Here is a 12,968-nt window from a genome sequence, read left to right as displayed (position 1 = left end):
GTCTTCCGCGAGGCCGCGATTCACGCGAAGGCCCTGTTCGAAGCCGGTGACTGGCATGGCCTGCAACGGCTTGCGCGGGAACGGATTACTTCGTATGACGAACGGGTCGCGGAATGCGTCAAGCTGCTTGAAGACGAATACGCTGCAGAGAATATCGACGACGAAGTCTGGCAGCAGATCAAGCTGCACTACATCGGCCTCCTGACGACGCATCATCAGCCCGAATGTGCGGAGACATTTTTCAATTCGGTGTGCTGCAAGATCCTGCAACGCTCCTATTTCAACAATGATTTCATTTTCGTGCGGCCGGCCATCTCGACTGAATACATCGAGAACGACGAGCCCGCGGCGAAACCGACCTATCGTGCGTACTACCCCGGTAAGGAGGGTCTCGCTGCAACGCTCGAGCGCATCGTCACGAACTTCCAGCTTGAGCCTCCGTTCGAGGATCTGCAACGCGATGTCGGCTGCGTGATGCAAGCCATTCAAGAGGCGTTCGGCACCTTCGACGAGGCCGCCAATTTTCAGATTCATGTGCTGTCGTCGCTGTTCTATCGCAACAAGTCAGCGTATATCGTGGGCCGCATCATCAACGGTGACGCGCTGCTGCCGTTCGCGGTACCGCTGCGTCACGTAAAGCCCGGTCTGCTCGCGCTCGACACCGTACTGCTCAAGCGCGACCAGTTGCTGATCATCTTCAGCTTCTCGCACTCGTATTTTCTGGTGGATATGGAAGTGCCATCCGCGTATGTGGAGTTTCTCGGCACTATCATGCCGGGCAAGCCGAAGGCGGAAATCTATACGTCGCTCGGCTTGCAGAAGCAGGGCAAGAATCTGTTCTATCGCGATCTGCTACATCACCTTTCGCATTCGAGCGACCAGTTCATCATCGCGCCCGGCATCAAAGGGATGGTGATGCTGGTGTTCACGCTGCCGTCGTTTCCCTATGTGTTCAAGCTGATCAAGGACAACTTCCCGCCGCCGAAGGAAACCACGCGCGAACAGATCCAGGGCAAATACCAGATCGTCAAACGGCACGACCGTCTCGGGCGCATGGCCGACACGCTGGAATATTCGAGCGTGGCGTTGCCTGTCTCGCGCCTCGACGAAGCGCTCTTGCGCGAACTCGAAAAGGAAGTGCCGTCGATGCTCGAATACGAGGGCGACAACCTCGTAATCCGCCATCTGTACATCGAGCGCCGCATGGTGCCGTTGAACCTTTACCTACAAAACGGCAGCGACGCGGACGTCGATCACGGCATCCGCAAATACGGCGACGCAGTGAAGGAACTGATGCAGGCGAACATCTTCCCCGGCGACATGCTGTACAAGAACTTCGGCGTAACACGTCATGGCCGCGTCGTGTTCTACGACTACGACGAGATCGAATACCTGACCGATTGCAATGTGCGCGCGGTACCACCGCCGCGCAACGAGGAAGACGAGATGTCCGGCGAGCCGTGGTACGCAGTTGGTCCGCATGACATCTTCCCCGAAACTTACGGTACCTTCCTGCTCGGCGACCCGCGTGTGCGCCGTGCTTTCATGCAGCATCACGCAGACTTCTTCGATCCCGCGCTGTGGCAACGGCATAAGGACCACTTACTGAAAGGCGAACTGCCCGACTTCTTTCCCTACGACAGCAGCGTGCGCTTCTGCATCCACTATCCGGAGCGTTTCGCTCCCGGAACCGATGTGCAGAAAGCCAGCCATGCAAGCGACGCAAACCACGCAAACGAACCAACGGCAACGCGCGAACCTGCTGCACGCGCGGCGTGAACGAACATGGACCCCGTTCTACGGCCGCCCCTCCTGCAACGACACCGACCGGTCCATCGGTCCAGCAACCGACTCGACTCACCATGAACACAAACGCTTCTTCTCTGCCCAACCCGCTCGCCCACCTGTTCGATAACAACGACAAGTGGGTAGCCCGCAAACTCGCCGAGGACCCCGAGTATTTCTCGCGCCTTGCCCACCAGCAGACGCCCGAATACCTGTGGATCGGCTGCTCGGATTCGCGCGTGCCGGCCAACCAGATCATCGGCCTGCCGCCGGGCGAAGTGTTCGTGCATAGAAACATCGCGAACGTCGTCGTGCACACCGATCTGAACTGCCTCTCCGTAATCCAGTTCGCCGTCGACCTGCTGAAGGTCAAGCACATCATGGTAGTGGGCCACTACGGCTGCTCGGGCGTGGCCGCCGCGCTGCACGGCCGGCGTATCGGTCTCGCCGATAACTGGCTGCATCACGTGCAGGATGTGCGCACCAAGCACGCGGCGCTGCTCGAAGAGTGGCCGATGGGTGAAGCGCGTCACCGGCGTCTCGTGGAACTGAACACGATCGAGCAGGTCGTCAATGTATGCCGCACGACCATCGTCAACGACGCGTGGGCGCGTGGCCAGGAACTCACCGTGCATGGCTGGGCCTATGGCGTGCACGACGGCAAGGTGCGCAATCTGGGCATGATGATCGGCACGCCCGGTGAGCTCGATGAAACGTATTCGAAGTGCGTCGCGGCCGTATCGGCGAGCGGCGCGCATCGGGCAGACAACGACGTGGTCGCTTCCGACGCGGCCAGGCTCGGCGATGTGCCGGCCATCGTCGAAGGTGTGATCAAGGAGCTAAAACATGAGTGAGGCAAAGCGTGACAACCAGGCCGATCCGATTGTGATCGTTTCCGTCGCCCGCACGCCGATGGCGGCGTTTCAAGGCGACTTCGCGACGCTGACCGCGCCGCAACTTGGCGCGATCGCGATCGAAGCGGCCGTCAAGCGCGCAGGTCTCGAGCCGGCGCAGATCGATGAAGTGGTGATGGGCTGCGTGCTGCCCGCCGGCCTCGGCCAGGCGCCGGCTCGCCAAGCGGCTCTGGGCTCGGGCTTGCCGCTCTCCACCGGCAGCACGACGGTGAACAAGATGTGCGGCTCCGGCATGCGTGCGGCCATGTTCGCGCACGACATGCTGGCCGCGGGCTCTGTAGATGTAATCGTCGCCGGCGGGATGGAAAGTATGACCAATGCGCCGTACCTGCTGCCGAAGGCGCGTGGCGGCATGCGCATGGGCCACGGTCAGGTGATCGACCACATGTTCTACGACGGCCTCGAGGACGCGTACGAAAAAGGCCGCCTGATGGGCACCTTCGCCGAGGAATGCGCGGCGTCGTTCGACTTCACGCGTGAGGCGCAAGATGCCTTCGCCATTGAGTCGCTCAAGCGCGCCAAGCGGGCCAATGAAGACGGCTCGTTTGCGTGGGAAATCGCCCCCGTGAAGGTGGAGAGCCGCAAGGGCGACGTGACGATCGAACGCGACGAGCAGCCGTTCAAGGCGAACCTCGAAAAAATCGCCACGCTCAAGCCCGCGTTCAGCAAGACCGGAACGGTGACGGCCGCGAACTCGTCGTCGATCTCGGATGGCGCTGCGGCGTTGGTGATGATGCGCGAATCGACGGCGAAGCGGCTGGGCGTCACGCCGCTCGCACGCGTAGTCGGCCATTCGACCTTCGCCCAGGCACCTGCGAAGTTCACCACCGCGCCGGTCGGTGCGATCCGCAAGCTGTTCGAGAAGAACGGTTGGAGTGCGAACGAAGTGGACCTGTACGAGGTCAACGAAGCGTTCGCCGTGGTGACGATGGCCGCGATGAAGGAACACCGTCTGCCGCACGAGAAGGTCAATGTGAATGGTGGCGCGTGCGCGCTGGGTCATCCGATCGGCGCGTCAGGTGCGCGGATTCTGGTCACCTTGATCGGCGCGTTGAAGCACCGTGGCCTGAAGCGCGGCGTCGCGACGCTGTGCATTGGCGGGGGCGAAGCAACCGCGATGGGAATTGAACTGGTGTAAAGCGTTGCGGGTGTGCTGTGCCTTTCTTGTGGCCCAAGGCGGGCACGGCGCATGCAGCCAGCCCAGCATAGGACCCGCCCTGAGCCCGCTTTGGGCCGGCTTTGTACCCGCTTTGGACCTTGAGGTAATCGTATGAAAACAGTATTGATCGTCGGTGCGTCGCGCGGCATTGGCCGCGAATTCGCGCACCAGTACAAAAAGGCCGGTTGGCGCGTGCTTGCCACCGCACGCGACGAGGCGTCGCTCAAGACACTTGAAGCGCTCGGCGCGGAGACGTTTTCGCTCGACATTACCGTGCCCAACGAGATCGCTGCGCTTGGCCAGAAGCTCGAAGGCGAGCGGCTCGATGCGGCGCTGCTGGTATCGGGCGTCTACGGTCCGCGCACCGACGGCGTGGAGGCCGTCACCGCCGAGGACTTCGACGAGGTGATGGTGACCAATGTGCGCGGCCCCATGCAACTGATCCCGATCCTGCTGCCGCTTGTCGAGAACACCAACGGCGTGCTTGCGGTGCTGTCGAGCAAGATGGGCAGCATCACCGAGGCGAGCGGCACTACGGGCTGGCTGTATCGCGTGAGCAAGGCGGCGCTCAACGACGCGCTGAAGATCGCCTCATTGCAGACGCGGCGCGCCGCATGCGTCGCGTTGCATCCAGGCTGGGTACGCACCGATATGGGCGGCGCGCAGGCGGCGATCGATCCCGAGCGCAGCGTGAGCGGCATGCGTCAGGTCCTGGCCCAGGCTGCCGCGGCGCACGAATCGTTCAATGGCCGCTTCTTCCAATACGACGGTACGCCGCTCGACTGGTGAGATCCTTGACTACGCAACGACCCACCGATTGCCCCTGCGGCGGCGCTGCGCCCGATCAGCGCAGTGGCGCCCGGCCGCCGCGCTTCGCGCTTTGCTGTGGCCGGTTCATCGATGATGGCGAGGCCGCCCCCAACGCGCTCGAACTGATGCGCTCGCGCTACAGCGCATACGTGCTCGGCGCTAGCGACTATCTGCGCGCCACCTGGGCGCCGCACACCTGCCCCGCCGACCTCGACGCCGACCCGGACGCGCCTGACGCGCCACGCTGGCTAGGTCTGCAGATCAAACGCTTCGCCTCGCAAGACGACAGCCACGCCGAAGTCGAATTCATCGCACGTTATAAGGTCGGCGGACGGGCTCACCGTTTGCACGAACTGAGCCGTTTCTTACGCGGCGACGATGGCCGCTGGCGCTATGTCGACGGTGACCTCAGCGATACCTAGCAGGGCTAAATTCGATGCCATGCAGTAAGCGTCTGTAATACTTCCGTGCAACGGCTGGACCGCTCGTGGGCAACCCATGAGCGATCAATCGCGCTGTCACATATGCCCCTCAAAACGGCCGCGCGAATTTGTTGGAAGCCCACCACATCGGTCATTTCTCCCGCCCGTCCCAACGGCTCCGTGCGCGTTGGGATTTGGCACGCCCGCGACGCGTTGAGCATTACGAATTTTTTCTCGCGGGTTCTCCTGAATTGCACAAACACAATTTGTCGTGCCAGGATCGCTCTGAAGGTTTTGCAGCGACATGGTGTGAGGGCGCGGTCCAAACCGTCCCCGCACAGATGTCCAGAAACTGCGCTGGCGCCTTGATTCTCCGTGCGTCGAGTGTTGTTTCACGTGACGTCGTGTGTTGCTCATCATCGACGCGTGGGGTCGCGTCGGCCAGGTTGGTGGGTTATCCCGTGCGATCTCGAACCGCGTGCGTGCGTCAGGCGCGCTACACACGCGAGAGTCTTTTTGTTGCCGAAAATCTTGCCGAAAGGCAAACGACAGCGAAACGAAAAAATCGCAGGCGATGTGGGTTTTAAGGACGTACTTCAAGGCAGGTACTGCGAATGGGTTGCAGAAAGTTTCTGACGGTCGGTGCAATGGTGTGTACATGGGCGGGATGCGCCGTGTCGTTTGCACACGCCGATCCGCTGGCCGATTCGCAAGCTGCCGGGCCGCTCACGCGCGCCGAAGTCCCGCGCATCGCACTCGACGACGATACCTACCTTCCCCCCGTCAGCCTGAATCAGCAGATCATTCGCGTGCCGGTGGACGCCGCCGGCACGATCACGCTTGAAACGACGATCTACAAGCCGGACGGCGCAGGCCCCTTCCCGATGATCGTCTTCAATCACGGCAAGATGCCGGGCGACCCGCGCCAGCAATCGCGTAGCGACCCGCTGCCGCTCGCCCGCGAGTTCGTGCGCCGCGGCTATGTGGTGGTGGCGCCGAACCGGCAGGGCTTCGGACAATCGGGTGGCACGTATGAGCAGGATGGCTGCGACGTCGAGCGTAACGGTTTGGGCCAGGCAGGCGATGTAGCCGCGACGATCGGGTACATGTCAAAGCAGCCGTATGTCGACGCGCAGCACATCGTGGTAGCGGGCACGTCACACGGCGGCCTCGCGACGATTGCTTACGGCGTCCAGGCTGCACCGGGCGTGCGGGCGTTGATCAATTTCTCGGGCGGCTTGCGGCAGGACGCGTGCACCGGCTGGCAGGACAATCTGACCCATGCATTTAGCGCGTACGGTGAGAAGACGCACGTGCCTTCGCTATGGCTGTATGGCGATAACGATTCGATCTGGTCATCGCCGCTGGTTGCGAGCATGTACGCCGCGTACTCGGCGCATGGCGCGGAAGCGAAGATGGTGGATTTTGGCGCTTACAAGAACGACGCGCACCGGCTGGTTGGTGACCGCGATGGTGTGCGGGTCTGGTGGCCTGCTGTGGAGGCCTTCCTGGCGCGGGTGGGGATGCCGACTGGGGTGCAGTATCGGGTAGCGGATCCGGAGCCGCCTAAGGCTAGCGGGTATGCTGCTGTGGATGCGGTGACCGCTGTGCCGTTTGTTGATGAAGCTGGGCGCAATGGGTATCGGAATTTCTTGCATCAGTATCCTAGCCGGGCTTTTGCTGTTTCTGATTCGGGTGCGTGGTCTTGGGCTGAAGGTGGGGATGATCCGATGTCTGTTGCTGTGGCTAACTGCCAGAAGCAGAGTTCGGTGCCTTGTCGGCTTTATGCTGTGAATGATTCTGTTGTCTGGAGTGACTCGTCTTCGCAGACGGCTAGTGCTCAGGGGTCTGCCTCCGGCGGGGTTAAGGGGGAGGATAAGAGGGCTTTGGCTAGTCGGGAGTAAGCGGGGGTTTTGCCTCTGGCGGTTGGTTGGTGTTCTCACGGCGTTGGCCTTTCCTTGTTTTCTTAATGGTTTGCTGGCGTTGCCCCTGTGCGGGGCGGCACTTACTTTCTTTGCCGCCGCAAAGAAAGTAAGCAAAGAAAGCGGGCTTCACACCGCTAGCTCGTAGGTGTCCATCTCTGCAGTGAAACGGAAACGGTCCGCGCACGGGACCGCGCCTCGCACCACTTGCGTTAGTGACAAAGGGCTCATCCGTTCCAGCGTTGCGCTACGCGCCCCGCCGTCGGGCATAACTCCTTCTGCAAACCGTGGCGTGAACGTCTCGCCGTCAAACATGCTCGAATACCTCGCTTGAGTACTTGCCGCTAAAATATTTTCCCCACAATACTTCGCATAACAAACTAATAAAAATCATCAACGCAAGTGGCGCCCCCTTGGTGAACCCTACCGGCGACGCACGTAGTGCGGAGTCGGGATGGATGAGTCCTTTGTCACGAACGTGGGTGGTGCAAGGGACGGTCTCGTCTCGGACCTCTCCGCTTTCAAACCTGGTGGGGGACACCTACAAGCTGGCGGTGTGAGCCCGCTTTCTTTTGCCTACTTTTCTTTGCGGCGGCAAAGAAAAGTAGGTGCTGCCCCGCACAGGGGCAACGCCAGCAAACCACCAAGAAAGCAAGGAAAGGCCAACCCCACAGGAAGAACAGCAACCAAACCAAGGCGCCGCAGGCAAACCCACACCTCTACCCCCCAAAAAGCCCGCCGCAGGCAAAAACCCACCTCGCCGGACCACATTTTTTCCACCCACCCCCATGACTTTGCCGCCGCCATCTACGCCCAAAACCCCTCATCTGTGAATATCAGATAAAACCTGCCAACAACGTCCCCGAACAGCACGCGCAGCATCAAAAAACCCCCGCCGGACGGGTAGTGCATGAACATAAAGAACGCGCTAATCTCACCCCCGACCGCCGCAAGGCAACGAACGAACCGCACCAAACAACAAGCGTCCGGCCCCCAAAACCCGCCGCGCGCAGCGCAAAAAGCCACACCGCGTAGCGAGAAAGAGAACCCTCGCCGCACAGTACTGGAGCAGTTTTGAACACACGAGCAACCGAAGGCATCAAAGGCACCGAAGGCGCCGACAACGCCACCGACTGGGTCACCCGCAGCCTCCGCGCAGTCTGGCATCCCTGTACCCAGATGAAACACCACGAGCGCGTGCCGCTCATCCCCATCGCCCGCGGCGCCGGCCCCTGGCTCTATGACCGCGACGGCCTTCGCTATCTCGATGCCATCAGCTCCTGGTGGGTCAACCTGTTCGGTCACTCCAATCCGCGTATCAACGCGGCGCTCAAAGACCAGCTCGATACGCTCGAACACGCCATGCTCGCCGGCTGCACGCACGAGCCCGCCATCGAACTCGCCGAGCGCCTCGCCGCCCTCACGCAGAATAGCCTCGGGCACGCCTTCTTCGCCTCCGATGGCGCCTCCGCCGTCGAAATCGCCCTGAAGATGAGCTTCCACTCCTGGCGCAATCGCGGTTTCGCCGACAAGCAGGAATTCGTCTGCATTGCCAACAGTTATCACGGCGAGACCATCGGTGCCCTCGCCGTCACCGACGTCGCCCTGTTCAAAGATGCCTACGATCCGCTGATCCGCCATGCTCATGTCGTCGCCTCGCCTGACGCGCGGCAAGCGCAACCGGGAGAAAGCGCGGCCGATGTCGCGCGCCGTGCGCTCGATAGCGTGCGCGCCCTATTCGAGTCACGTAGCACGAAGATCGCCGCGCTGATCGTCGAGCCGCTCGTGCAGTGTGCCGCCGGCATGGCCATGCACGATCCGTCGTACATCGCCGGTCTACGCGCGCTCTGCGATCAATATGGCGTGCATCTGATCGCCGATGAAATCGCCGTAGGTTGCGGTCGTACCGGTACCTTCTTCGCCTGTGAGCAAGCCGGCATCTGGCCGGACTTCATCTGTCTGTCGAAAGGTATCAGCGGCGGCTATCTGCCGCTGTCCATCGTGCTGTCGCGCGACGAAATCTTTCAGGCCTTCTACGACGACGATACCGCCCGCGGCTTCCTGCATTCGCATTCGTACACGGGTAACCCTCTCGCCTGCCGCGCCGCGCTCGCCACGCTCGATCTGTTCGCCAGCGACGACGTGCTCGCGGTCAACGCAAAGAAATCCGCCACGCTGCGTGCGGCGCTCGCGCCGCTTGCCGGGCATCCGCAAGTACGCAATCTGCGTCAGTGCGGCACGATCTTCGCGTTCGATGCCGTGATCGCCGATGCACAACAAGCTAAAACATTCTCACGCCGTTTCTTCCAGAACGCCTTGCAGCGCGAACTGCTGTTGCGGCCGATTTCGACCACCGTGTATCTGATGCCCCCGTACATCCTCAGCGACGACGAGCTCGCATTGCTCGCCACCCGCACGCTTGAAACCTTCGAAGCCACGCTCGCGGAGGCCGCATGATGCCGTTGCTCGACATGCTTCAACAAGGTCTGCAGGATCTCGATGCGCAGGGGCTGAGGCGCCGGCGCCGTATCGCCGATACACCGTGCGCCGCACACATGACGGTCGATGGCCGCGAGATGATCGGCTTCGCCAGCAACGACTATCTCGGTCTCGCTGCGCATCCTTTGCTCGTGGCCGCGATCGCCGAAGGCGCGCAGCGCTATGGTTCGGGTAGCGGCGGCTCGCATCTGCTCGGCGGCCATTCGCGCGCGCATGCCAAGCTCGAGGACGATCTGGCGGGTTTCGTCGGCGGCTTCGTCGATGCGCCCCGTGCGCTGTACTTCAGCACCGGCTATATGGCGAACCTCGCCACGCTCACCGCGCTCGCGGGACGCGGCACCATGCTCTTTTCCGATGCGCTCAATCACGCCTCGCTGATCGACGGCGCGCGGCTCTCGCGGGCCGAAGTGCAGGTCTATCCGCACGCCGACACAGAAGCGTTGAGCGCCATGCTTGAAGCGTCGGACGCGGCCGCAAAGCTGATCGTCTCCGATACGGTGTTCAGCATGGACGGCGACATCGCCCCTCTCGCGCGTCTGCTCGAACTCGCGGAGCAGCACGGCGCGTGGCTCGTCCTCGACGATGCGCATGGCTTCGGCGTGCTCGGTCCGCAAGGACGCGGTGCCATCGCCGATGAAGCGCTGCGTTCGCCCAATCTGATTTCCATTGGCACACTCGGCAAGGCGGCCGGAGTGTCGGGTGCCTTCGTCGTCGCCCATGAAACCGTGATCGAATGGCTCGTGCAGCGCGCTCGTCCGTATATTTTCACCACCGCTTCGGTGCCGGCGGCGGCGCATGCTGTGTCGGCGAGCCTGCGCATCATCAGCGGCGATGAAGGCGATACTCGACGCGCGCATCTGCAGAAACTGATCGAGCGCACCCGCGCCATGCTCAAGGCCACGCCGTGGTTGCCGGTCGATTCACACACTGCCGTTCAACCTCTCATCATCGGCGCGAACGATGCAACGCTCGCGATTGCCGCCACGCTCGAGCGCGACGGTCTTTGGGTGCCTGCGATCCGCCCGCCCACCGTGCCGGCGGGTACGTCGCGACTGCGTGTCTCGCTGTCTGCGGCTCACTCGCAGGCGGATCTCGATCGTCTCGAAGCGGGCTTGCAGCAGCTTGGCAGAGGTGTCGCATGAGTGTGCCTCTCTCCGTGTTCGTCACCGGCACCGATACGGAAATCGGCAAGACATTGGTCTCGACAGCACTGCTGCGCGGCTTCGCGCGCGAGGGCTTGCGCGCCGCCGCGATGAAGCCGATCGCCGCCGGCGCCTTCGAGGTGGACGGCGTGTGGCATAACGAAGACGCGGACCAGCTCGACGCTGCATCAAGCGTGCTACTGCCTGCCGCGCTTCGCACGCCGTATCTTCTGAAAACGCCGGCCGCGCCGCACATCGTCGCCGCGCAGGAAAACGTCACGCTCGATATCGGCCGCATCGTCGACTGTCACGCACAGGCGTTACGGCTTGCGGACGTGGTAGTGGTCGAAGGCGTCGGTGGATTTCGCGTCCCGCTTACCGATACGCAGGACACGGCCGATCTCGCCTGCGCGCTGAACCTGCCGGTGGTGCTCGTGGTTGGCATGCGGCTCGGCTGTATCAGCCATGCGCTGCTCACCGCTGAAGCTATCGCCGCGCGCGGCTTGCAACTGGCGGGCTGGGTCGCGAACCGTGTCGACCCGGACATGGGCTTCGCGGACGAGAACATCGCCGCAATCCGCAGCCGGCTCGACCGACAATACGACGCACCTTTACTTGGCATCGTCCCGCATCTGCAGCCGATCTCGGCTGATGCGGCAGCTGACGCCATCAACACACCCAAGCTATTGCAGACGCTGCGCACCGCGCGGCTCTGAACCCACTTCATCTCCATCCATGAGGATTGACGATATGACCCAGCTTCACCTCGACCGCCCGCAAACGGACTCGACCGTTGCCAACGCCGCTACTGCTGCGACGCCCGCAGCACGCTATCGCGTAGCCGACATCATTGCCTTGTACGAATTGCCGTTCAACGATCTGATGTTCCGTGCGCAGCAGGTGCATCGCGAGCATTTCGATGCGAACACCGTGCAATTGTCGACGCTGCTGTCCATCAAGACCGGTGGTTGCGAAGAGGACTGCGCGTATTGCCCGCAGTCGGTACATCACGACACGGGCCTCAAGGCCGACAAGCTGATGCCGGTCGACGAGGTGCTCGCCGCCGCTCGCGTTGCCAAGGACAACGGCGCGACGCGCTTCTGCATGGGCGCGGCATGGCGCAATCCGAAGGACCGCCACCTCGAGCCGATCAAGGACATGATTCGCGGCGTGAAAGCGATGGGCCTCGAAACCTGCGTGACGCTCGGCATGCTGGAGACGCACCAGGCGCAAGGGCTGCGCGATGCGGGCCTCGATTACTACAACCACAACCTCGATACGTCGCCGGAGTTCTACGGCCAGATCATCTCGACACGTACCTACCAGGACCGTCTCGACACGCTGGAACGCGTGCGCGATGCTGGCATCAACGTGTGCTGCGGCGGCATTGTGGGTCTCGGCGAATCGCGCCGCGAACGTGCGGGCCTGATCACGCAGCTCGCCAACATGGACCCGTATCCGGAATCGGTGCCGATCAACAACCTGGTGCAGGTCGAAGGCACGCCGCTCTCGGGCACCGAGGCGCTCGATCCGTTCGAATTCGTGCGCACGATCGCCGTTGCGCGTATCACGATGCCACGTGCGATGGTGCGTCTGTCGGCTGGTCGCGAGCAGATGAATGAGGCGTTGCAGGCGATGTGCTTCCTCGCTGGCGCGAATTCGATTTTTTACGGCGATCAGTTGTTGACCACCAGCAATCCGCAGGCTGAAGCGGATCGCAAGCTGCTTGAGCGTCTGGGTATTCGTGCGGAAGCGGCGCAACAGATGCCGCTCGACAAGAGCGGTTGCGAACATGGTTGCGATGGGCATTCGGCCGCGAATTGAGCCGCGAACTAAACAGGGAGCCGAGCGGCAGACCAAGCGCGCGTTAAAAGCGCGACCATGCCGCCTGCCAGGATCACACTGACGCTTTAGCGCCGAAGAAAAAATGGCCGCCTCATCGACGCGGCCATTTTGCATCTTGCGTACTGCGTAGCTTCAAACCAACGCGTGCCCCACTACCTCCACCGGCTCCTCGCGAAACCTCAGCGGCGCTGCGCAATGCACCAGCGTATCGACGAAGTACTTCGCCCGCGGCCACGGTCCAAACCCTGCCGCCGTGTTGATATGCCCAGCATCGCCAAGATTCACAAACGCACTGCCAAACCGCTGCGCCAACTCGCGGGAGCCGGCAATCGGCATCCACGGGTCGCTCTCGCTGCCGATCAGAATCGACGGCACGCCAAGCCGGCGCGCCTCGAAGTGTCCTGCGAAGGTAAATTTTTCCGGGCTGGCCGGCGCGACAAACAACACGCCCACCACGTCGCCCACATACG

Annotated in this window: 11 protein-coding genes; 10 read left to right on the top strand and 1 reads right to left on the bottom strand. The window is 62.2% G+C overall.

What is annotated here, in order from left to right; genetic code table 11:
• The 10 genes from aceK to bioB form a co-directional block, all read left to right on the top strand.
• On the top strand, positions 1–1,779 hold a 1,779-nt coding region (gene aceK, locus M0954_RS26595), incomplete at its 5' end, for a bifunctional isocitrate dehydrogenase kinase/phosphatase (protein WP_297356438.1).
• 83 nt (positions 1,780–1,862) lie between these two features.
• Complete coding sequence (gene can, locus M0954_RS26590) at positions 1,863–2,639, top strand: carbonate dehydratase (protein ID WP_122153219.1); 777 nt, start codon at positions 1,863–1,865, stop codon at positions 2,637–2,639.
• A complete protein-coding gene (locus M0954_RS26585; protein WP_297356436.1) occupies positions 2,632–3,837 on the top strand; it encodes an acetyl-CoA C-acetyltransferase in 1,206 nt (401 codons plus the stop codon). Before can ends, M0954_RS26585 begins: the two co-directional genes overlap by 8 nt.
• Before the next feature lie 132 nt (positions 3,838–3,969).
• Positions 3,970–4,647 (top strand): SDR family oxidoreductase, encoded by a 678-nt coding sequence (locus M0954_RS26580; RefSeq protein ID WP_297356435.1) that lies wholly within the window; start codon positions 3,970–3,972, stop codon positions 4,645–4,647.
• Positions 4,648–4,652: 5 nt separating this feature from the next.
• A complete protein-coding gene (locus M0954_RS26575) occupies positions 4,653–5,090 on the top strand; it encodes a YchJ family protein (RefSeq protein WP_208297148.1) in 438 nt (145 codons plus the stop codon).
• A 614-nt stretch (positions 5,091–5,704) separates the two neighbouring features.
• Positions 5,705–6,994 (top strand): CocE/NonD family hydrolase, encoded by a 1,290-nt coding sequence (locus tag M0954_RS26570; RefSeq protein ID WP_297356433.1) that lies wholly within the window; start codon positions 5,705–5,707, stop codon positions 6,992–6,994.
• Positions 6,995–8,086: 1,092 nt separating this feature from the next.
• Entirely contained in the window at positions 8,087–9,469 is a 1,383-nt protein-coding gene (gene bioA, locus M0954_RS26565) for an adenosylmethionine--8-amino-7-oxononanoate transaminase (RefSeq protein WP_297356431.1), read from the top strand.
• A complete protein-coding gene (gene bioF / locus M0954_RS26560) occupies positions 9,469–10,653 on the top strand; it encodes an 8-amino-7-oxononanoate synthase (RefSeq protein ID WP_297356440.1) in 1,185 nt (394 codons plus the stop codon). The genes bioA and bioF overlap by 1 nt, the downstream gene beginning before the upstream one ends.
• Complete coding sequence (gene bioD / locus M0954_RS26555; RefSeq protein ID WP_297356428.1) at positions 10,650–11,369, top strand: dethiobiotin synthase; 720 nt, start codon at positions 10,650–10,652, stop codon at positions 11,367–11,369. The genes bioF and bioD overlap by 4 nt, the downstream gene beginning before the upstream one ends.
• A 34-nt stretch (positions 11,370–11,403) precedes the next feature.
• Positions 11,404–12,477, top strand: coding sequence for a biotin synthase BioB (gene bioB, locus M0954_RS26550; protein ID WP_297356426.1), 1,074 nt, complete (start codon positions 11,404–11,406; stop codon positions 12,475–12,477).
• A 153-nt stretch (positions 12,478–12,630) separates the two neighbouring features.
• Here the strand turns inward: bioB and M0954_RS26545 are convergent.
• On the bottom strand, positions 12,631–12,968 hold a 338-nt coding region (locus M0954_RS26545), incomplete at its 5' end, for an alpha/beta hydrolase (protein ID WP_297356424.1).

Source organism: Paraburkholderia sp., from assembly GCF_026225065.1.
Classification (GTDB): Bacteria; Pseudomonadota; Gammaproteobacteria; order Burkholderiales; family Burkholderiaceae; genus Paraburkholderia.
Note: the sequence above shows the minus strand (reverse complement) of the source record. Positions and strands in the feature narration are given on the sequence as shown.